At 39.2% G+C, this 22,264-nt stretch carries 17 protein-coding genes; 10 read left to right on the top strand and 7 right to left on the bottom strand.

Going from position 1 to position 22,264, the window contains the following annotated elements:
* The first annotated feature begins 537 nt into the window (after positions 1-537).
* Together G7B18_RS08500 and G7B18_RS08495 are read left to right on the top strand one after the other, a co-directional pair.
* Positions 538-1,476 (top strand): malate dehydrogenase, encoded by a 939-nt coding sequence (locus G7B18_RS08500; protein ID WP_164122360.1) that lies wholly within the window; start codon positions 538-540, stop codon positions 1,474-1,476.
* A gap of 122 nt (positions 1,477-1,598) precedes the next feature.
* Positions 1,599-2,096: a retropepsin-like aspartic protease gene (locus tag G7B18_RS08495; protein WP_240452807.1), complete on the top strand. Its 498-nt coding sequence runs from the start codon at positions 1,599-1,601 to the stop codon at positions 2,094-2,096.
* Between the two features lie 26 nt (positions 2,097-2,122).
* Here G7B18_RS08495 and G7B18_RS08490 read toward each other — a convergent pair whose 3' ends face one another.
* Positions 2,123-2,539 (bottom strand): T9SS type A sorting domain-containing protein, encoded by a 417-nt coding sequence (locus G7B18_RS08490; RefSeq protein WP_164108613.1) that lies wholly within the window; start codon positions 2,537-2,539, stop codon positions 2,123-2,125.
* Positions 2,540-2,749: 210 nt separating this feature from the next.
* Between G7B18_RS08490 and G7B18_RS08485 the strand changes: the two genes are divergently transcribed.
* The gene (locus tag G7B18_RS08485) at positions 2,750-4,699 is read left to right on the top strand and encodes a KUP/HAK/KT family potassium transporter (RefSeq protein ID WP_164108614.1); all 1,950 of its coding nucleotides are present in this window, start codon (positions 2,750-2,752) and stop codon (positions 4,697-4,699) included.
* 93 nt (positions 4,700-4,792) lie between these two features.
* Here G7B18_RS08485 and G7B18_RS08480 read toward each other — a convergent pair whose 3' ends face one another.
* Both G7B18_RS08480 and G7B18_RS08475 read right to left on the bottom strand, forming a co-directional pair.
* Complete coding sequence (locus G7B18_RS08480) at positions 4,793-6,493, bottom strand: amino acid permease (protein WP_164122359.1); 1,701 nt, start codon at positions 6,491-6,493, stop codon at positions 4,793-4,795.
* A gap of 54 nt (positions 6,494-6,547) precedes the next feature.
* A complete protein-coding gene (locus G7B18_RS08475; protein ID WP_164122358.1) occupies positions 6,548-7,219 on the bottom strand; it encodes a hypothetical protein in 672 nt (223 codons plus the stop codon).
* A 155-nt stretch (positions 7,220-7,374) separates the two neighbouring features.
* On the opposite strand from G7B18_RS08475, the gene tyrS reads away from it, so the two are divergent.
* The 4 genes from tyrS (at position 7,375) to G7B18_RS08455 (ending at position 13,108) form a co-directional block, all read left to right on the top strand.
* Positions 7,375-8,658: a tyrosine--tRNA ligase gene (gene tyrS / locus G7B18_RS08470; protein ID WP_164108617.1), complete on the top strand. Its 1,284-nt coding sequence runs from the start codon at positions 7,375-7,377 to the stop codon at positions 8,656-8,658.
* 124 nt (positions 8,659-8,782) lie between these two features.
* The gene (locus G7B18_RS08465) at positions 8,783-9,970 is read left to right on the top strand and encodes an aspartate aminotransferase family protein (protein WP_164122357.1); all 1,188 of its coding nucleotides are present in this window, start codon (positions 8,783-8,785) and stop codon (positions 9,968-9,970) included.
* Between the two features lie 45 nt (positions 9,971-10,015).
* Positions 10,016-10,762 (top strand): SGNH/GDSL hydrolase family protein, encoded by a 747-nt coding sequence (locus G7B18_RS08460; protein ID WP_164122356.1) that lies wholly within the window; start codon positions 10,016-10,018, stop codon positions 10,760-10,762.
* 81 nt (positions 10,763-10,843) lie between these two features.
* Positions 10,844-13,108, top strand: coding sequence for an inorganic phosphate transporter (locus tag G7B18_RS08455; RefSeq protein WP_164108620.1), 2,265 nt, complete (start codon positions 10,844-10,846; stop codon positions 13,106-13,108).
* Between the two features lie 127 nt (positions 13,109-13,235).
* On the opposite strand, the gene mtaB is transcribed toward G7B18_RS08455, so the two are convergent.
* Positions 13,236-14,555: a tRNA (N(6)-L-threonylcarbamoyladenosine(37)-C(2))-methylthiotransferase MtaB gene (gene mtaB / locus G7B18_RS08450; RefSeq protein ID WP_164108621.1), complete on the bottom strand. Its 1,320-nt coding sequence runs from the start codon at positions 14,553-14,555 to the stop codon at positions 13,236-13,238.
* 197 nt (positions 14,556-14,752) lie between these two features.
* Between mtaB and G7B18_RS08445 the strand changes: the two genes are divergently transcribed.
* The gene (locus tag G7B18_RS08445) at positions 14,753-15,574 is read left to right on the top strand and encodes a thymidylate synthase (protein WP_164108622.1); all 822 of its coding nucleotides are present in this window, start codon (positions 14,753-14,755) and stop codon (positions 15,572-15,574) included.
* Between the two features lie 42 nt (positions 15,575-15,616).
* Positions 15,617-16,105, top strand: a complete 489-nt coding sequence (locus tag G7B18_RS08440; protein WP_164108623.1) for a dihydrofolate reductase — start codon at positions 15,617-15,619, stop codon at positions 16,103-16,105.
* A 90-nt stretch (positions 16,106-16,195) separates the two neighbouring features.
* On the opposite strand, the gene G7B18_RS08435 is transcribed toward G7B18_RS08440, so the two are convergent.
* Together G7B18_RS08435 and argH are read right to left on the bottom strand one after the other, a co-directional pair.
* Positions 16,196-16,696 (bottom strand): hypothetical protein, encoded by a 501-nt coding sequence (locus G7B18_RS08435; protein WP_240452806.1) that lies wholly within the window; start codon positions 16,694-16,696, stop codon positions 16,196-16,198.
* Between the two features lie 161 nt (positions 16,697-16,857).
* Positions 16,858-18,189, bottom strand: a complete 1,332-nt coding sequence (gene argH / locus G7B18_RS08430) for an argininosuccinate lyase (RefSeq protein ID WP_164122355.1) — start codon at positions 18,187-18,189, stop codon at positions 16,858-16,860.
* A gap of 124 nt (positions 18,190-18,313) precedes the next feature.
* Between argH and G7B18_RS08425 the strand changes: the two genes are divergently transcribed.
* Positions 18,314-21,232 (top strand): prolyl oligopeptidase family serine peptidase, encoded by a 2,919-nt coding sequence (locus G7B18_RS08425; RefSeq protein ID WP_164122354.1) that lies wholly within the window; start codon positions 18,314-18,316, stop codon positions 21,230-21,232.
* A 138-nt stretch (positions 21,233-21,370) separates the two neighbouring features.
* Here the strand turns inward: G7B18_RS08425 and atpG are convergent, their stop codons facing one another.
* Entirely contained in the window at positions 21,371-22,249 is an 879-nt protein-coding gene (atpG, locus tag G7B18_RS08420; protein ID WP_164122353.1) for an ATP synthase F1 subunit gamma, read from the bottom strand.
* Positions 22,250-22,264: the final 15 nt, after the last annotated feature.

Below are 22,264 nucleotides of genomic sequence, written 5' to 3'. Positions count from 1 at the left end.
TCTAAATTCTCGCCTTTGCTATAGGTAAGTGTTTTTAACAAACACAGCGGAGTTTTAATAACAGTAAGCGTCACCTCGATTGTAATAGAGAGGTCTGCAAACTGTATAGAATTAATATATAGCTTCTAGATCTCTCCACTTCGGTCGAGAAGACGACATAGTTTACAAATCTGTCATTGGTAGAGCTTGTACCGATTGTCTTCGACGAGCTCCTTTGCTCGGTTTATCAGTAAAGAATGACGACTGCCGAAGGCAGATGGCATAGCAAAGCAATCTGTATTTAAACAAATTAGCCCCCTACACCGTTCCCGATTCCCGGAACAGGCTACTCCTCAGGTCCGCGATGACGATTATTGGTTACTTTTTAGACAGCATCATTAAAGTTTTGTTCAAGAGCTTTTTAAAACGATTAATATTAAGTATATTTAGTTATTGAAATCAAGCGAATGTTGATCTAGTTGTCAAAAGTCTTTTCAAACTACTTAATATAAATACGATTACATCATTTATTCTAAATGGTCTATAAAAAACAAAAGTATGAAGATAACAGTCATAGGAGCAGGTGCCGTAGGAGCCACTACTGCAGATAACATAGCAAGAGGTAATTTTGCAGAAGAAGTTGTATTATTAGACATTAAAGAAGGTGTTGCTGAGGGGAAGGCCCAGGACATGATGCAAACAGCAGCATTGCTTGGCTTTGACACAAAAATAAAAGGTGTTACGAATGATTATGGTCAGACTGCAGGCAGCACGGTCGCTGTGATCACTTCTGGGATCCCGCGCAAACCTGGCATGACTAGAGAAGAATTAATAGGAACCAACGCCAACATCGTTAAGTCAGTTGTTGAAAATCTAATAAAGCACTCCCCAGAAATTGTCATTATTGTAGTATCCAATCCGATGGACACCATGACATACCTTGCGCTAAAGACAAGTGGCCTTCCTAAAAACAGAATCATCGGCATGGGAGGAGCCCTCGACTCTGCTCGATTTAAATATCAGTTAGCCTCTAAACTAAACGCTTCCGCTTCAGATCTCAATGCAATTGTCATCGGCGGACACGGAGACTCTACCATGATACCTTTAATTAGTAAAGCAACTTGGAATAGTATTCCAGTCAGCGCATTTCTGTCCGATGAAGAGCAAGCAGATATCATTAAAAATACGATGGTAGGTGGAGCTACATTAACTGCTTTAATAGGTACTTCAGCTTGGTACGCTCCTGGAGCAGCCACCGCAGCAATGGTTAAGAGCATAGTTCTAAATGAAAACAAACTTTTTACCGCATCCGTATATTTAGAAGGTGAAATGGGCGAAGAAGATATTAACATTGGTGTTCCAGTTATTATTAATAAAAAAGGTTGGGATAAAATTGTACCTCTGACACTCAATGATGCGGAACAAAAAGCGTTTAAAGCGAGCGCCGAAGCCGTCAGGAATATGAACGCTATACTTAAAGAGAGTAACGTTATATAGTAATATTTCCATTACAAAAAATCTAAATGGATAAAGGAACCACAAAATTCGCTTTTATATTACGACGCATTATCTCGGGTGTAAAGGCGAATTTATGTAGGTTTGACTTTTAAATTATAGCGGTGGCAACATTTAATGCCGCTGGAACAAAAACTTATATGCATATAATTCCTTTGCAGATCCTTACGTTGGAACAGCAGGGCTATCACATATTAGTGGAGGTCAAACTTTTTGACACAGTCCATAAGATGGTCGTTGACACAGGCGCGAGTAAAACAGTCCTAGACAAAAGTATGTTGATCCAAGCGGGCATGACAGAAACTGCGCTTATCACATCCAATATACTTTCGACAGGTCTAGGTACCAACGCAATGGAAAGTCATACTTTCAAATTAGATAATTTTAGTATTGCCGATTGGTCCTGTAAATCAATTGAGGTAGCTGTATTAGATTTATCAACGATTAATTATGCTTACACCCAAATGGGTATACCTCCTATTATCGGCGTATTGGGAGGAGATATTCTAGTACAATTTGGCGGAATCATCGATTACAAAAAAAGAACGCTTAGGCTAAATAAAAACAGACGCAAACAAAACGAACAAATGGCCGTGCTATAACATCAGAGAAAATAATCTAAAAATAACTAACGGATCGAGATTCGTTTCACGACGGTTTCGGTGCCAGATCCGACACGTACAAAATAAAACCCAGGGGATACCTTACCTTCGGTTTCAAAAGAAAGATTTTGATTACCCGCATCAAGCGTAGAGTTTGAAAGATTCATTACCTCATTACCCAAAGCATCCATCAACTTAATAGCAACATTACTTTGCTTGGTCAATTTGAATGAAACACTTATCTGCTCTGCAACCGGATTGTACATCACTTTTACATTTGTCACTACTTTCTCTGCCACGTCATCTTTAGCTGCTGAGACAGATACCCCGCTCAACTCATATCCAACGCTACCGCCAGTATTAGCATGGGCAGCATGTACACATGCTAGTATAAAACAGCTGGTGCACATTATTTTCGCGTATTTAAGGATATTTACTTTCATTGTTAATTTAGACAACACACAATTGGAAATGGTTTAATCAAATCTAATCAATACCAATCAAACTTCCTAATACAAAGTTAGTTTTTTAAAAGGCTAAATGTGCATGATAATATATATATATTCTGCTTTTAACAATTTTTAACAAGAAAATTCGTTACGTCAAGATTTTGCTCTATCTTGGCTCCATATTTAATAGTAACACAGTAAATAATGACTATGGGCTCAGACCATAAACACACATTGAATCGCCTCAGTATGGGCGGCTTACTCATCTCCTTAGGAATCATATTTGGAGATATTGGAACTTCTCCACTTTATGTTTTCAAAGCAATTTTTAACCAAGGCACCATCGACAAAGACCTCGTTTTAGGGAGCATTTCATGTGTGTTTTGGACCTTGACCCTGCAAACGACCATAAAGTACGTTCTGATTACCCTAAATGCCGACAATAAAGGAGAAGGGGGCATACTTTCCCTGTATTCGCTGGTGCGCAGAAAAGCCAAATGGCTTATTATACCAGCCATCATCGGTGCCTCCACCCTACTAGCAGATGGTATGATTACCCCCGCTATTACGATTTCCTCCGCTATCGAAGGATTGGCTATACATAATCCATCCTTTCCTACGGTACCTGTTGTCGTAATTATTATATCCTTGTTATTTCTTATCCAACGTTTTGGCACCTCTATCGTAGGCCGAGTTTTTGGTCCTTTAATGCTCGTGTGGTTTACAACCATCGGATTATTAGGATTCTCTTACATACATTATGCACCCGAAGTAATCAAGGCAATAAATCCTTATTACGCTATCGAAACCATAATCAACTACCCCAATGCTTTATTTATTATAGGTGCTATTTTCCTTTGTACTACGGGGGCAGAAGCGCTCTACTCCGATATGGGACATTGTGGCAAGTCCAATATACGCATTAGTTGGATTTATGTTAAGCTGACACTAATCTTAAATTATTTTGGTCAAGGAGCCTGGTTAATTATGCATGAAGGGACTTCTATTGGTGAACACAACCCCTTTTATGCAATAATGCCGGATTGGTTTTTGATCTACGGTATAACCATCGCTACCGTTGCTGCCATAATCGCCAGTCAGGCTATGATATCTGGATCATATACATTAATTTCAGAAGCCGTACGCTTAAATATATGGCCAAAAGTGGCCATTAGATACCCCAGCCACCAAAAAGGGCAATTGTATGTTCCATCTATCAACTTAATCCTATTTATTGGTTGTATGCTGGTTATCGCTATATTCCAAAAATCTAGTAACATGGAGGCAGCTTATGGTCTATCAATTAATTTAACTTTTCTATCTACGACCATCCTCGTTATTTATTTTATGGCACGTAAACGCATCAATAAAATATGGATCATTCTTTTTGCGGTAGTCTATTTTACCGTAGAACTAGGGTTTTTAGCAGGTAATGGGGTAAAAATAGCACATGGAGGTTGGCTTACGCTGATCTTAGCATCTAGCATATTTACCGTCATGTTTGCTTGGTATGGTGCACGTAAAATCAAGAATAAATACGTTCGTTTTGACGATATAAAGAAATATTACCCTATTATCTCAGAGTTAAGTGAAGACACTTCAGTTCCGACATTTGCCTCACAGCTTGTATATCTTACCAGCGCTAATAACACCGAAGAAATAGAGACAAAAATTATATATTCCATTATCAATAAAAAGCCCAAGCGGGCCGATGTCTATTGGCTAGTACACGTTGATGTAATGGATACCCCACATTCACGTGATTACACCGTCCATCAACTTATTCCGGGAAAATTAATCCGGGTAGACTTTAAGTTAGGATTCAGAGAGGAACAGAAAATCAGTTTACTTTTACGAAAAGTGATCGAAGACATGGTGAATAAAGGTGAAATAGATATTACCAGTCAATATAACACATTAAAGAAACACAAAATCCCAGGAGATTTCAACTTTGTCGTTTTAGAGAAAGTCTTTACGAAGACATCCGACCTCAGTTGGGGTGACCGCATCATTATGGAAATCTACAAAATACTTAAACATTTCAGTTTAAGTGAAGAAAAAGGCTTTGGGCTTGACAGTAGTTTTGTGACGTTGGAGCGTGTCCCACTAAACATTCCGAATACCGAAAACATTAAGTTAAGAAGATTGAAATAAGATTAAAGAAGGTTTATAAGGTTAAGAAGGTTTATAAAGTTACGAACCCTATCAACCTTATAAACCCTATCAAAACCTTATCAACCTTACCCACTAACCAATCACCTCTTTAGCATCTTTATTCAGCTTCGAGTGCTTATACCCATAAATAAAATAGATAAGCAGCCCTATTCCCAGCCAAATTATAAATATAATCCAGTTGCTAGCTCCCAATTCGCTCATTAGATACAAATTAACAAGTATCCCTATAACTGGAAGTAACGAGAAATTATATTTAAAACTGTATATGCTTAAAATAAACCAAGTACCCCAGAATACCACAACGAGCGACTTGTGAATGATCACATCCTTTGTACCTAAGGTCTGCCATTCCTTCAAACTGTCTTGACCATAAATATACATTAGGACCATAGCCGAGATAAAGCCTAGCCCCACCAGATACTTACCATTAACGTAGGGAACCCTAAATTTAGCTTTCTTTGAAAGCCCTGATTTATCCATATAAAGCACACCACCACACACTAGGATAAATGCAAAAAAAGTACCGACAGAAGTAAGGTCAACAAAGAAGTCCATTTTGAAAAACAATGCTGGAACAGCAACTACAAAACCTGTTACTATGGTTGCAAAAGAAGGCGTCTTATATTTCGGATGGATAGTCGCAAATTTCTTCCAGAGCAAACCGTCTCTACTCATAGTCATCCATATACGAGGCTGAGCTAATTGAAACACAAGTAGTGCACTCGTAATCGCTATAACAGAGGTTACTGAGATAATACCAGCCATATGATCAAATCCTACATACTGAAACACATAAGCCAACGGATCTTTCACATTTAGATCCGTATAGTTTACCATTCCTGTTAAAACCAACGTGATAAGAACATACAATACCGCACATATTATCAAACAGTAAATCATTGCCTTAGGGAGATCACGCTGCGGGTTTTTACATTCTTCTGCCGTAGTTGATATAGAGTCAAAACCGATAAAAGCAAAAAAGACCGCAGCAATACCACTCAACACGCCTCCCATTCCATTAGGCGCAAAAGGAGTCCAATTTTCTGGCTTTATAAAAAAAGCTCCACCCAAGATAACAGCTATTATGATTCCTATTTTAATCATAACCATGATATTACTGGCACGTTGCGATTCCTTTATTCCAATATATACCAAACACGTCACTAAAACGGTAATCAATCCGGCAGGCAAATCAAAGACAATTGGTAGACCACCAATTTTGGGCGCGGTATTGTACGCCTCAAGTGCTATTTTATCAATCCCAGTCAATTTATCGGCTCCTATCTCAAGCATCTTGGCATGGGCCTCAAAAGCATACGCTGGAGCCATGGTCAACCATTTAGGGATAGAAAGCCCAAACCCTTCACACATTGACACAAAATACTGTGACCAGGAAATCGCAACCACCATATTAGAAACAGCATACTCCAAAACCAATGCCCATCCTATTATCCAAGCAAACAACTCCCCAAAAGCGACGTAAGCGTAGGTATAAGCCGATCCAGACACCGGAACTGTACTGGCAAATTGAGCGTAGGACAAAGCTGTAAACACACATGCAAACGCAACAAAAACAAACAGAAGTGATACAGCTGGACCACCATTATAGGCAGCCAACCCAATGGTACTAAATATACCAGCACCTACTATAGCCGCGATTCCCAAAGACACCAAGTCTCGGACACCTAATATCTTTGCTAAGCCAGAACCGTGGTTCTGAGCATCGCTTAGTATCTGGTCAACACTTTTCTTTCTGAAAAGTTGATTCTTCATATTTATAAAGTTAGAATGTTAAGAAGTTATAAGGTTAAAAGATAAAAAAGTTCATTAAAGCTTCTGTGTTATGTAATTGTAAATTTCCAAAAAACCAGACATATGTTCCTTTTGATAATCTTCCAATCTTTCTCCCAATTGTTGTATATGCGTATCACCCACTTCAAATTTCCATATCCGTTTACATATACTAAAGAGTGCATGGGGTAGGTTTTCAACCTTAGCGTACTCAAAGATATATTTTGAAGCTATAAATTTATCATAAAAAATAAAAAAACGGTCAATATCGACTTTTCCAAGCCCATATAGATAGATGGCTACAGCTTTTCGATCCACCTCCTCCAAATGTTCATACAGTCGTCCTACATTCAATAAATCATGAGCGATAAGTTCATGATCTAATAATAATTCCAAAGCAATATGAGCTAGAAAAGAGGCTCTAATCGGCAGATTAAGAATATCCTGTTCAATCACGATCCGTAATTGATGGGTATGTTTATAGAAAAAATCAGAATTGTGAAATAAACGATCTACCTCCACATGCCTTTCCCAACCCGCAGTAATCGATTTCGACTTGGGTGTTGATGACAACGCCGGCTCATATTTATGGAGTTGAAACGAATACCCTTTGTCTACATTTTTTAATAGATCAGGCAAAAGCCCTCCCAAAACTTGCTCAGGATCTACAGCATAGCGTTCAAAATAATAATGCGACAAAAAGTTCACAACAGGAGTATATTTTAAATTATCGTAATATACATCTTAATATCTTATCTTTGCAATCTTAATAAAAATTATACATATATGAAATGTTCATGTTTAGCGAAGCAAAAACACGCATGAGTATTCCATATGACAGATAAAAAACAATTTATACGCATATGAATTTTGTAGAAGAATTACGTTGGAGAGGCATGCTTCAAGATATCATGCCCGGAACCGAAGAGTTGCTTAATAAAGAAAAAGTAGCTGGATATATCGGTTTTGACCCAACCGGCGATTCTTTACATGTTGGTCATTTGACCCAAATCATGACCTTAATCCATTTTCAAAATGCCGGACACAAACCTGTAGCCCTTGTTGGTGGTGCTACCGGAATGATTGGAGATCCTTCATTCAAGTCGGCGGAAAGAAATCTTCTGGACGAGACTACACTCAATCACAATGTAGCTTGTTTAAAAAATCAGTTAGCTAAGTTTTTAAATTTTGGTGACGGTGAAAACGACGCCAAAATGGTAAATAACTACGACTGGTTTAAAGATTTCAAGTTTTTGGATTTTATTCGTGATGTGGGTAAGTTGATTACAGTCAACTACATGATGTCCAAAGATTCGGTAAAGAAACGCTTAGAAGGTGACAATGGTTTATCATTCACCGAGTTTACTTATCAACTAATTCAAGGTTATGATTTTTATTATCTATGGAAGTATCATAACTGTAAAGTCCAAATGGGTGGATCGGATCAGTGGGGTAACATCGTTACCGGTTCCGAAATGATACGACGTCAAGATCAAGGTACTGCATTTGCTGTTACTACTCAGTTAATCAAAAAATCTGATGGGCAGAAATTTGGCAAGACGGAATCTGGTGCTGTATGGTTAGACCCAAAAAAGACATCTCCGTTCAAATATTACCAATTTTGGTTGAATGCGACAGACGATGATGCTAAGAACTGGATTAAAATCTTCACTTTAAAAAGTAAAGACGAATTGGATTCCATTATTTCCGAGCATGATACATCTCCGCACTTACGTGTTGTACAGAAAGCTCTAGCCAAAGATATTACTATCCGTACACATTCTTTAGAGGCGTATGAAATGGCGATCAAAACTTCGGAATTCCTATTCGGAAATGGTTCATTAGAATTCTTAACAAGTTTAGATCACGAAGCCGTACTAGATGCATTCGATGGTGTACCTCAATTTACAATTGACAAAAATGAGCTGATCGAAGGTATCAATATTTTAGATTTATTAGCTCTCAAGTCTCAGGTATTCTCCTCAAAAGGAGAAGCTAAAAAAATGCTTACCGGAGGCGGTGTTTCTTTAAACAAAGAAAAGCTAAACAATGTGGAACAAACAATAGACGCCACGAATCTGATCAACGAAAAGTATCTTGTAGTACAAAAAGGAAAAAAGAACTACTTTTTGATAATAGCGGAATAATCGAAGAATTAAATAAAAAACAGCAGCCACTTCCGAAAATAAGTGGCTGCTGTTTTTTATTTCAATAACCCTTGTAAGGTTATAACCTTATAACTTTCCAACATCTTATTCCTACCTTTGTGCCATGATTAGTAATAGAGAGTTATTCTTACAAAACACCGCTCAAACTTCAAACAGCCCGCGTCTTATTGAAATCGAACGAGCTCAGGGTTCGTATTTGTACAGTCCAGAAGGACAAAAATATTTAGATCTTGTATCGGGGTTTAACGTTAGTAATATTGGTCACCGACATCCTAAGGTTGTTGACGCTATTAAATCTCAACTGGACAAATATATGCATGTCACTGTTTACGGTGAATTCGTGCAAGCACCACAAGTAAAATTCGCTACCAAATTATTAGAACAACTTCCTTCCTTCTTTCAATCGGTTTATTTGACAAACTCAGGAGCAGAATCCGTAGAAGGAGCTATGAAAATAGCAAAGAAATACACCGGACGAAGGCAGATTATAGCAGCTAAGAAAGCGTACCATGGAAGTACACAAGGAGCGCTTAGCCTCATTGGTAATCCCGCCTATCAAGAAGCTTATGCGCCTTTATTGCCCGAAATTGAGTTTATCACATTCAACGACAGCAAGGATATATCACGTATCACAACGGCCACGGCAGCTGTTATTGTAGAAGCCATCCAAGGTGAGGCTGGGGTACGCGTCCCCGACATGACCTATATAAAGGCCTTACGTCAAAGATGCACAGAGACGGGGACACTTCTAGTTTTTGATGAAATCCAAACTGGATTTGGACGAACAGGAGCGATGTTTGCCTTTCAACATTTTGAGATTATCCCTGATATCCTGATGCTTGCAAAGGGAATCGGCGGAGGGATGCCTTTGGGTGCTTTCGTTTCTTCAAAAGAGATAATGGATGTAATCAAAGACAACCCTATGCTTGGTCACATTACGACGTTTGGAGGACACCCAGTCAGTTGTGCTGCAGCCGTAGCATCACTTGAGGTTATCCTAGAGGAAAAGCTTATCGAGGGAGTTGCTACTAAAGCCGCCTTGTTTAGAAAAGAACTAACCCACCCCAAAGTAAAAGAGATTCGGGGCTTAGGACTCATGATGTGTCTTCAATTAGAAAACTTTGATCAAGTCTATAATATCAGTAAATACTGTGCCGAGCACGGTGTCATGATCGATTGGTACTTACACTGCGAAACAGCATTACGCATCGCCCCTCCATTGACAATTTCGAACGATGAGATTATAGAAGCTTGTAAAATCATTCGAGAAGCGATTGATAAATTTTGTTAGTTATTCGTTATTCCTTAATTTCAGGTCCATTTAAACCTTTAATTCATGAACAACAGAAGAACATTTCTCAAAAATTCAGCTTTAGCCCTAGGTGCAAGCTGCCTGTCTAGCTATTCTTTGAAAGCCGAATCTATTGCTAACCGATCAAAGATAGAGATACAACAAGGGGACATCATCCTGTTCCAAGGTGACTCCATCACAGACAACGGTCGAAGCAGAGATAATATGCTACACAATGATAGCCAAGCACTGGGGCGGGGATATGCTATGCTTGCCGCAAGCACGTTATTACAGAGACATGCCGAGAAGAACATTAAAGTGTATAACCGCGGCATCAGTGGCAATAAAGTACCTCAATTGCAAGATAGATGGCAATCCGACTGTATTGACATATCCCCTTCTGTATTGAGCATTTTGGTCGGTGTAAATGATTATTGGCATACAAGAAACGGTAATTATGAGGGGACACCTCAGCTCTATAAAGAACAATATCAAAAACTGCTGGACACTACATTAAAGAATTTACCAAGCGTAAAACTAATAATCGGAGAACCTTTTGCCGTAAAAAATGTGAAGCATGTAGATGACAGCTGGTTTCCTGAATTTGCAGACTATCAGCGTGTAGCCCATGAGATTGCTAAGGAATACAGCGCGATACTCCTTCCCTATCAAAGCATATTCGACAAAGCGACTGATCGGTCTGCTGGTGATTACTGGACCACGGACGGTGTACACACTTCTCTTGCAGGAGCAAATTTAATGGCTCAACATTGGCTCGATTGCTTTAGGTAAACTAAGCCAAAAAAAACAACACTTAACATTAAGTTAATATACGCTTCATTTTTTGTTCATAGCTTTGCAAAAAAATAAACTATGGACAATTATTTATATTTAGTCATCATCACATTGATTACTTTAGGCGTGATAGACCTTATGGTTGGTGTAAGTAATGACGCGGTCAACTTTTTAAATTCTGCCATTGGTTCCAAAGCAATTCCTTTCCGGTTAATCATGATCTTAGCCAGCGCAGGTATACTGTGTGGAGCGCTATTTTCAAGTGGAATGATGGAGATTGCACGGAGCGGAATCTATGTACCGAGTATGTTTAGCTTCAATGACGTACTCATCATATTTCTCGCAGTAATGATTACGGATATTATTTTACTAGACGTATTCAATTATTTTGGTTTACCTACATCCACCACTGTTTCAATTGTTTTTGAGCTACTTGGAGGAGCTGTTTGTTTAGCCTTATATAAAATTGCCACTACCACGGGAGATTGGTACACCTTATCCCAATTTATAAACACCAAGAAAGCTTCCGAGATTGTTTTCAGCATATTATTGTCAGTTATCCTTTCTTTCAGTGTAGGGATGTTAGTACAATATCTATCCCGTTTGATCTTCACCTTTCAATATGAGAAAAAGATCAAGACTTTTGGTATATTTTTTGGTGGTATAGCACTTGCGGCCATCAGTTACTTTATCATTATCAAAGGACTAAAAACCGTTAGTTTCATCGACAAATCCACAAAAGAATGGATCAATACGCACGAATTATTACTCATTGCGGGGAGCTTTGTAGTATTCACCGTATTGAGTTTTATACTAATCCGCTTAAAGATTAATATACTAAAAGTTATTATTGGAATCGGAACATTTGCTTTGGCGTTATCATTCGCTGGAAATGACTTGGTCAACTTTATTGGCGTACCTGTAGCAGCCATTCAAGCCATCGGCTTTTTTCAGGCTGCAGGAGGAAATCCCGACACCTACATGATGGGCGAGCTTGGATCTGCTGATATTGTCGCACCGATATGGATTTTGTTCATCTCCGGAGCCATTATGTTATTCACGCTATGGACCTCTAAGAAAGCTAAAACGGTCATTGAGACGGAAATGAATCTCAGTAGCCAGTCTGGTGCAACTGAGAAGTTCCAACCCAACACGCTTTCGAGACTCATTGTCCGAGGATTTGTAAATTTAGGTACAGGGATTAGCTATTTGATGCCTAGAGTCCTACAATCAAGACTTGATAGCCGTTTTGACAACACGGGGGTGCTATCAAAAAAAGATAAAAAAGACGAACCTATGTTTGACATGGTACGTGCATCTGTAAATCTTATGGTTGCCAGTAGTTTGATCGCTCTAGGAACATCCATGAAACTACCTTTATCCACCACCTATGTAACATTTATGGTAGCCATGGGGACCGCATTTGCAGATCGTGCTTGGGACAGAGAAAGTGCCGTATACCGCGTATCGGGAGTATTTCATGTTATAGGCGGATGGTTTGTTACAGCAGGATGTGCATTTTTAGGAGCTTTCATTATTGCCTATTTACTTAAAATAGGTGGTATCATAACCTTTGCAGGAGCACTTGTTCTTCTTGCTGTTCTTCTGGTATTTAATGCAAAAAGCCATAAGAAAAAAGTAGCAGAACAAACCAAGAGAAAGCTAAAACTTGCTAAAGAAGATATACATACTCTTCAACAAGTAACCGAAGCTAGTTCAGATCAGATCAGTGAGGTCTTTGCAAAATCGAATATCTTCTATAAAGAGATTGTGGACGGGTTAATCAAGAATGATCTCACTACGCTTTCCATGAACAAAAAGTTGATCAAGAAATTCTTACGTGATTTGGACTCGACCAATGACAATCTCTATAACTTCATTCGCAATCTAGATGACCATTCAGCAAAGGGCAGCCGGTTTTACATTATGTCTTTGGGTTATCTACAAGATATCGTTGAGAATCTTTATGTCATCGCAGGCAATGCGCAAAGCCATGTCGATAATAACCACAAGATGCTGAAAGACTACCAAGGCAATGATCTACAACTCGTGGCTTCAGAACTGGGCAACTGGTATGCCGAGGTATATAATATGTATAGAAGACGTGACTTTTTAAAGATTGACAATACGATGAAACAGCGTGATCGTTTGCAAAAGGTCATCAACACCCTATTGGACAAACAGATTGATCACATCCGTACAACAGAGAACAGTCCAAAGAATACAAAGCTCTACTTTTCCATTCTCTTGGAGACAAATGAACTTATTAGTTCTACATTCAAATTACTACGATTAAACAAAGAATTTGAAGAGTTCAAAATAAATAACAAGAAAGTGAAATAAGCAAAACTTTCATGATCTGCCAGCTGACGGATCATGAAAGCTCTTGATACCCTTAAAGATCTAACATACTCATAAAGAAGGGCTTGCGTAAATTACACAAGCCCTTCTTTATTACTTTGATTATTTATTAATGTGTCAATACCTCCGGCAGCTCTTCAATATCGACTTCCCCATTCTCTGAGATAGAAACAAATCGAACCGGTGCAATCTCATTCACCAATAATGGATCATAAGGTGTACGTACCTTTACATAATTCTTAGAAAAGCCGTGCATATATCCATCCTTAATATCCGACTCAAACAGTACCTCTCCTATGTCACTTAGGTTTTGTTCATAGAAAGCACGACGCTTCTTCTCCGATAAAATATGCAACATCTTACTTCGGTCTGATCGCTGTGCCCCTGGTACCGCACCTTCCATCTGAGCTGCAATTGTATTCTCCCGTTCAGAATAGGTAAACACATGTAAATACGAGATATCCATTTCATTTAAGAAATTATAGGTATCGATAAATTCCTCCCGTGTCTCTCCAGGAAATCCTACAATGACATCCACACCTATACAACAGTTAGGCATCAAACTTTTTATCTTCGCAACCCTTTCTGCATATAACTCACGCTTATAGCGTCGGCGCATCTGTGCTAATATCTTATTAGATCCCGACTGCAATGGCATATGAAAGTGAGGCACGAAACGCTTCGATTGAGCCACAAACTCAATCACCTCATTGGCCAACAAATTCGGCTCAATAGAAGAAATACGAATTCTGTCAATGCCTTCAACTTCATCCAGGGCTTTTACCAGATCCAAGAACTTGTCCTGACGCTTACCATCCCTAATACCAAAATCACCTATGTTAACACCTGTCAATACAATTTCTTTCACACCAGAGGCCGCTATCTCTTCGGCCTGCTTAACGATATCTTCGATCTTGCCCGAGCGACTCGCTCCACGAGCCAATGGAATCGTACAGAATGTACACGAATAATCACATCCATCTTGGACTTTTAAGAACGTTCGCGTACGATCTCCAATAGAAAATGCAGACACAAATTGATTCGTTTCGTCTATTGGTGCATTATGAATGATAGCCTTTTCCTGCTTAGTCAGATCATTGATATGTTCGATGATATTAAACTTCTCAGCCGCCCCTAACACCATGTCTACTCCCGGAATTTCGGAAATCTCCTTCGGTTTGAGCTGCGCATAACAGCCTACAATGGTAATATAAGCATTGGGCGAATGCTTTAATGCTTCTTTCACCACCTTACGACATTTCTTATCTGCGTGATCCGTTACGGAGCACGTATTGATTACATAAACATCTGCCTGCGAATTAAAAGGCGTGGTTTCATAGCCCGCATCTTTAAAAATACGCCCTATAGAGGATGTTTCTGAAAAATTCAGCTTGCACCCCAGTGTGTAAAAAGCAACTTTTTTATTCATATCGATCTGCAAAAATACACATTTTTATAGATATGAGATTTCAGAATACAGATTTAGATCAAGAGATTGCAGATATGAGATGACAATGACAGTAATAAATTAAAGGATTTCAACATTAGCTGTAATTTCCTTAGCTTTGGATATTCCTAAAAAATCATCATCATCATCGACCTTAGGGGAGATAAAAAAAGATAAAAATGAAACAATATCTAGATTTACTAAAACACGTTTACATAGAGGGTGTTGACAAGACAGATAGAACAGGAACAGGTACCCGTGGTGTTTTTGGTTATCAGATGCGTTTCAATCTGAAAGACGGTTTTCCACTAGTAACGACAAAAAAACTTCACCTGCGTTCTATTATTCACGAATTAATCTGGTTTCTAAAAGGCGAAACCAACATCCAATATCTGAAAAAAAATGGAGTAAGTATATGGGACGAGTGGGCTGATGAAAATGGCAACCTAGGTCCGGTTTATGGTTCGCAATGGCGGTCCTGGCCCACTCCAGACGGTGGACATATCGACCAGATCGCTCAAATCATAGATCAACTAAAAAATACACCAGATTCTCGTCGTATTATCGTATCTGCATGGAATGTTGCCGAAATCGGGAATATGGCACTTCCTCCTTGTCACGCATTCTTCCAATTTAATGTGGCTCCTGCTCAACCGGAGAAAGGTCTACTGAAGCCTCAGCTATCCTGTCAATTATACCAACGAAGCGCCGATATTTTCTTAGGAGTACCTTTTAACATTGCTTCATACGCATTATTGACCATGATGGTCGCACAAGTCTGTGACATGGAGGCCGCCGACTTTATTCATACCCTAGGTGATGCACACATCTACAGCAATCACTTTGAGCAGACAGAATTGCAATTGTCCCGGGAGCCAAAGCCTCTACCACAGATGAAAATAAATCCAGAAGTCAAGGACATCTTTGATTTCAAATTTGAAGATTTCGAATTAGTGAACTACGAATTTCACCCACATATCAAAGCACCTGTAGCCGTGTAGCTTTGTCACATCATAACTTTGTAATCTCGTAACTTCTTTACTATGCCACAAATAACACTCGTAGTCGCAGCCGCAGAAAACAATACCATAGGTAAGGATAACCAAATGCCTTGGCACCTACCCAATGATTTTAAATATTTTAAAAAATCTACACTGGGGCATTCCATTGTAATGGGCCGCAAGACTTTTGACTCTATTGGAAAACCCTTGCCAGAACGCAGAAATATTATCCTCACCAGAGATCAACATTATAACAATCCCGAAGTAGATGTCGCAAATAGTATACAGGAGGTTCTGACCTATTGCCGCGATGAACGTGAAATCTTTATCATCGGTGGTGCTGATATTTTCAAACAGGCATTACCGCTGGCACAAAAAGTACTATTAACTCGCGTACACGCCGAAATAGCTGGTGATACTTTCTTCCCAGAGTTACCTCCTTCAGATTGGATATTGGTCAGTCAAGACAGGCATTCCAAGGACGGAAAACACGCCTATGATTACACCTTTGAGGTCTGGGAAAGAAAATAAAAAACGTGAGGGTCCAAAAGAACCCTCACTTTCGTTCCGCTACGCTTCAATCTTCCTAATAAACCTTCGTAACCACTATCTTAATCAGATTTATTTAATATACTCTTTATTTCCGCTTGCGTTAATATAATATCCCCCCCCTTTAGGACCTTCATAGACAGGATGTCCATTATGTTTCTCTCCTGTTAGCTTATCCCCATTAGTAACCGATTTTGCTTTGTTAGTTTCAGCTTTCGCCGCACTTTTCTCTGCTTTGACCGCATGGTTTACTTTGGTTGGTTCCTTGTATTCCATTGGCTTTACATTACCAACAGCTTTTTCTGCTTTGCTACCCTTTTTACCGACAGCTTGATGAGCTTTCGGTTCTATTATTAAAGATTTTTTCTCAATGGCAGCCTTGGGATGCTGTTCCATTTTCCTGGGTGAGATCTCGTTTGCTTTCTGTTCTGCTTTAGCCGGTTGGGTCTCTACCTTTTCAACTGTTTGTGCTTGTGTAGCTCCTATTCCTAATGTGGCTACAAACACAGCTAATGCTGCTATTTTTTTAAAAAATTTAAGGTTTCCATAACCAATAAAATTATATAAATACACTACACATTAGTGCTCAAAAGGAATACCAAAAACAACACACTACTTATCAAGCACATTAACACAGTTTTAACTATAACATATTATTACTCAATATCCAACAACAAAAAATCCCCAACTGCCTTTCGCAATTAGGGATATCATTTACTTCTATTTCTTAATATTTACTTCAGAAGTTCATTCAAAGCTTTCTCTACTTTCTCAAATCCAAACTGCGCTTTGACCTCTTCAAACATCCGCTCGATCTGATCATTGCAAAGATTTCCGATACTTCCTTCGTGCGTATGCTTCACCTCTTTCGAGGGTTGAAAAGTTCCCTTTTCTATAGCCATACCGATATTTTTATAAGCTTCGCGGAATGGAATACCTTGGAGCACCTCGTTATTGACCACCTCGACACTAAATAGATAATCGTATTTAGGATCGTCCAGTATATTTTCCTTGATACTAATATGCTTTAGCATAAAAGTAGCCATAGCCAAACAATCATTCAACGATTCGAAAGCTGGGAACAGATTCTCCTTCAATAACTGTAAGTCCCGATGATAGCCCATCGGCAGGTTGGTCGTCATCAAAGCAATTTCATTCGGTAGCGCTTGTATTTTATTACAACGTGAACGAATGAGTTCAAATACATCAGGATTCTTTTTATGCGGCATGATGCTCGACCCTGTTGTCAGATGAGCAGGAAAACTTATAAATCCAAAATTTTGATTGATATACAAGGTCACATCCATTGAAAATTTGGCCAACGTAGCAGCGATCGAGCTCATGGCCTGCGCTACGATACGTTCCGTCTTCCCTCTTCCCATTTGTGCATACACCACATTATAGTTCAAGTCCTCAAATCCGAGAAGCTCTGTTGTCATCGTACGATTCAACGGAAACGACGAACCATAACCAGCGGCTGAGCCCAAGGGATTCTTATTGCTTATATTCCAAGCGGCCTTTAACAGGTGCAAATCATCAACTAAGCTTTCGGCATACGCCCCAAACCAAAGCCCAAAGGAAGATGGCATAGCAATCTGCAGATGCGTATATCCTGGCATGAGGACATTTTTATACTGTTCACTTAATCGCAAAAGTTGATTAAACAGAAGCTCGGTATTGTTAAAAACACCCTGTATCTCGGAGCGAAAATACAGCTTTAGATCGACCAATACCTGATCGTTGCGTGACCGACCGGAATGGATCTTTTTACCGGCCTCTCCAATACGCTGTGTCAGCATCATTTCCACCTGCGAGTGCACGTCTTCGACACTATCTTCAATCGCGAACGTCCCCTCCAGTATCTCTTCATGAATTTTCTTCAGCGCCTGCTGAACTAATGCCAAATCTTCATTTGTCATTAGACCGATACTGTTCAACATTCTCGTGTGCGCCAGAGAACCCAATACATCAGCTTCTGCCAACTGTATATCCATTTCCCGATCGTTGCCCACGGTAAACGATTCGACAAAGGAATCTACATCTATATTTTTTTGCCAAATTTTCATTAAATTCTATTTTGAAGTACAAAAGTACCAAATACATCGTAAAATATTCTATACAATGCATATTCCTTATAAAACAAGCACTAAAAATCAATAATTTAGAGGCTGAAAATCTAACTTATCTTTAATGAACAAAAAGACTTTATTATTCTTAGCGTGTCAACTGTCCTGGTTTATACCACAGGCGCAAGAAGGTAAAAAGCCATTAACATGGCAAGAGATTCCGTCATGGCACTATATTCGGATGAATGGAGCGCAGCCATCAGCTGACGGGAATTGGTTTGCTTATGTAGCCGGACCTTCGGAAGGCGACCTTACATTGACTTTAAAAAAGACACAGGATACACTGAATTACAGTTATAAAATAGGTGGGCAAAGCACTCCAATAGCCTTCTCTAATAACAGTCAATACCTTGGTTTTTTCGAATCACCAAATTTCAAGGCAATCAAAGCCAATGAAAAAGCAAAAAAACCAAGTAGCAAAACACTAAAAATTGTAGCTTTAAAAGATACGGCATCAATAACCTTTGACAAGGTACAAAGCTTTAACTTTTCTAACGATGACAACAAATGGATCGCAATCCGTTTCGAAAGTGCTCCCCCTGCTCCAGGTACTCCTAGAGGAGAAGATGCTGGCCGTGGCACGGATCTATTGTTGTATAATCTATCTACAAAAAAGAGCTTCAACCTAGGTAATGTCAGCGACTATAAATTCAACAAATCTGGCCAATATCTAGCTTATACCGTAGACGCAAACGGCAAAAACGGCAACGGTATATTCTTGATGGATATGGCTACAGGCTTGACGACTGCCCTTCAAAATGACGATGCCAACTTCTCAAAGATTAATTGGAACAAAGAAGGAACTGCTTTTGCTCTGCTAAAGTCCAAAAAGGACAAAAAATACAAAACACCAGTATACTCCCTAATCGGTGTAAAAAACATCAAAGGCCAACAGGCAGAAACTTTTACCTACGCTGGATTAGATGAAAACCAGATCATGGCTGGCTTCGGAATAAGTCAAAATACGGTTCCATCTTGGAGCAAAGACTTAAGTACTGTGTTTTTTGGTATTGCCAAGCTGGAAAAAACAGAAGAACCGAAAAGCACAGAAAAAAAGATTGATAATTTAGGCAAGGATTCGACGAACAATAAACTTGCTATCGCACAGAAAGACAGTATTGGTAAGGATGCTACTGCAACAAAAGTAGCGAAAACAGCGCCTAAGAAGCCTGAAGTCAACAAAAAAGATCTGGAAAAACCCGATATGATTATCTGGAACTGGCAAGACAAACGCCTACAATCTGCTCAACGCACGCAATTGCAAAGAGATAAGAACTTTATGATCATGAGCGCATGGAACATTGCCTCCAATAAGTTTGTTTCACTAGCAGATAGCGCGGTTAAATCTATTGCATTAGCACCAAACCAAACGATTGGTTATGGTTTAGATTTTACACCTTATGAGTATGAGTCTAATCTCGATGGTCAAGGATATGGTGATCTATACATTATCGATGTAAAGACAGGAGCAAAAAGACTTGCTGTAAAAAAAGTATACCTTAATGCCTCGCGCGCCTTCTCCTTCTCGCCTAATAGTAATTTTCTATTGTATTACAATGATGGTAACTACTATACGTTGAATGTAAACAGCCTTCAAACAAAGAATATTACCGAGAATATTCCTTCTTCATTTGTGGATATATATGACGATCACAATGTATCAAAAGTAGCGACAGGCAATTACGGTTGGACAGCAGATGGCAAGTCTGTTCTATTAAAAGACAACTTCGATCTTTGGAAAGTATCTGCCGACGGCAAATCAGCTACCACATTGACAGACAACTGGAAAGGAAAAAAATTAGCAACGATAGCTGTTAGCAGACTTTATGAAGACGATGAAAATATAGATCTTAAAAAAGATCAGTATTTTGGCATCATCAGTCAGGAGACCAAACAAAAAGGAATTGCGCTATTAGCTGCTGGTCAAAACAAGATGCAGATTCTAAAATTGGATGATGTTAATATCGGCCCAATAAACAAAGTAAAAAACAGTAATGCGTTGTTTTATACCGTAGAGAGCAGCAACAAAGCGCCTGAATACTACGTCAGTCAGGATAAGTTTCTAAAAAGCGAAAACCAACTAACATCCAATACAGGTAACAAAGACAAATACGATCTTTCGGCAGGATCAAAATTGATCAGTTATGTGAGTGATCACGGAGACACCCTGCAAGCTACCCTATACCTTCCTGCGAACTATGTAGAAGGCAAATCCTATCCTACGATAACCTATATCTATGAAAGATTGACGGACGACAAAAACACGTACACACAGCCGGGCTATCCAGGTGGTGGATTTAATAGAGCAATGTATAATAGCAATGGTTATGCTGTATTGATGCCCGATATCAAATACAAATTGAACGATCCCGGTATGTCAGCTGTAGCTTGCGTAATTCCAGCGGTAAAAGCAGCCGTAGCCACAGGTATTGTAGATGAGAAAAATGTTGCTATCCACGGACATTCTTGGGGAGGATACCAAACTGCTTTCTTAATCACGCAAACAAATATCTTCAAGGCAGCTGTTGCTGGTGCCCCACTCACCAATATGATTTCGATGTATTCTTTAATCTATTGGAATTCCGGATCATCCAACCAAGCGATCTTCGAATCCAGTCAAGGACGCCTGACGACAGGATACTGGGACAACTGGGAAGCGTATACGCGCAACTCACCGATCTTTCACATCAAAAAGGTTAACACCCCATTAATCATCATGCACAACGATAAAGATGGCGCTGTAGACTACACGCAAGGTGTCGAATATTACAACGGCTTGAGAAGGCTTAATAAACCAGTGGTAATGCTTACCTACAACGGCGAAAACCATGGTTTGGCTAAGGAAGTAAATAAAAAAGATTACGCTGTGCGTATGATGGAATACTTTGATTACTACTTGAAAGGTAAAGAAGCCCCAAGCTGGTGGTCAAAAGGAGTAGATTATATGGACTTAGAAAAGCACTTAGAAGAAAGAGCGTTTTAGGCAATAGGGTATGGGCAATAGGCTATGGGCTCATAGCTTATTGCCTAATGCTTAAAGCATACACACAACTTAAAGCTAAAACATAAAAAAGGCGTTGAAAATCTTCAACGCCTTTTACATATTTAGTTTGTTTTATTATTAACCATTTGACAATGCAGCTGCACCGGATACAATCTCGGTAAGCTCTGTGGTAATAGCCGCTTGACGTGCTTGGTTGTAAGACAGCTTCAATGCTTTCAATAAATCTCCTGCATTATCTGTTGCTTTATCCATCGCAGTCATACGTGCACCATGTTCTGACGCATTAGAATCTAAAACTGCTTTGTATAGCTGAATTTTGATCGCTTTAGGGATTAACTCTTCAATAATCTTCTCCTTAGACGGTTCGATGATATAATCAAGCTCAGCTACATTATCTTGTTTCTCCTCCGGTACCAAAGGTAAAAGCTGTTCTGAAGTCAAAATCTGAACTGCAGCATTCTGGAATCGGTTATAAACCACTTCAACGCGGTCTATATTACCGTCCTTAAACTCCGTCATGATATACTCCGTAACCTTAGAAACATTTTCAAAATCAAGGTTATTGAATAGCTCGTTGTTATTGCCAATAACGTTAAAACCACGCTTTGTGAAAAAATCGTGCCCACGCTTACCAATAGCGATGACACTAAGATTCCCACGGGCATGTTGCTCCGCATATTTACTGAAGATAAGGTTATTGGTTGCTTTGATAGCATTCGCATTGAAAGCTCCTGCCAAACCTCTATTCGAAGTAATAACGACCACCAGTACTTTTGTAGGAACACGATCCTGTGTATACGGAGAATCACTACCTTCTACAGAAGAGGAAACTTGAGCTAAAATATCTCTTAATTTATTGGCATAAGGACGCAACTGCACGATTGCATTTGTCGCACGTTTTAATTTCGCAGCAGATACCATCTTCATCGCTTTGGTAATCTGTTGCGTGGATGTAACCGAGGTAATCCGGTTTCTAACTTCTTTTAAATTTGCCATATTCCAATTTAAGTA

The sequence above is a fragment of the Sphingobacterium sp. xlx-130 genome (assembly GCF_011007405.1).
GTDB lineage: Bacteria > Bacteroidota > Bacteroidia > Sphingobacteriales > Sphingobacteriaceae > Sphingobacterium > Sphingobacterium luzhongxinii.
The sequence above is the reverse complement of the archived record's forward strand: the minus strand, read 5'-3'. Positions and strand labels throughout refer to the sequence as shown.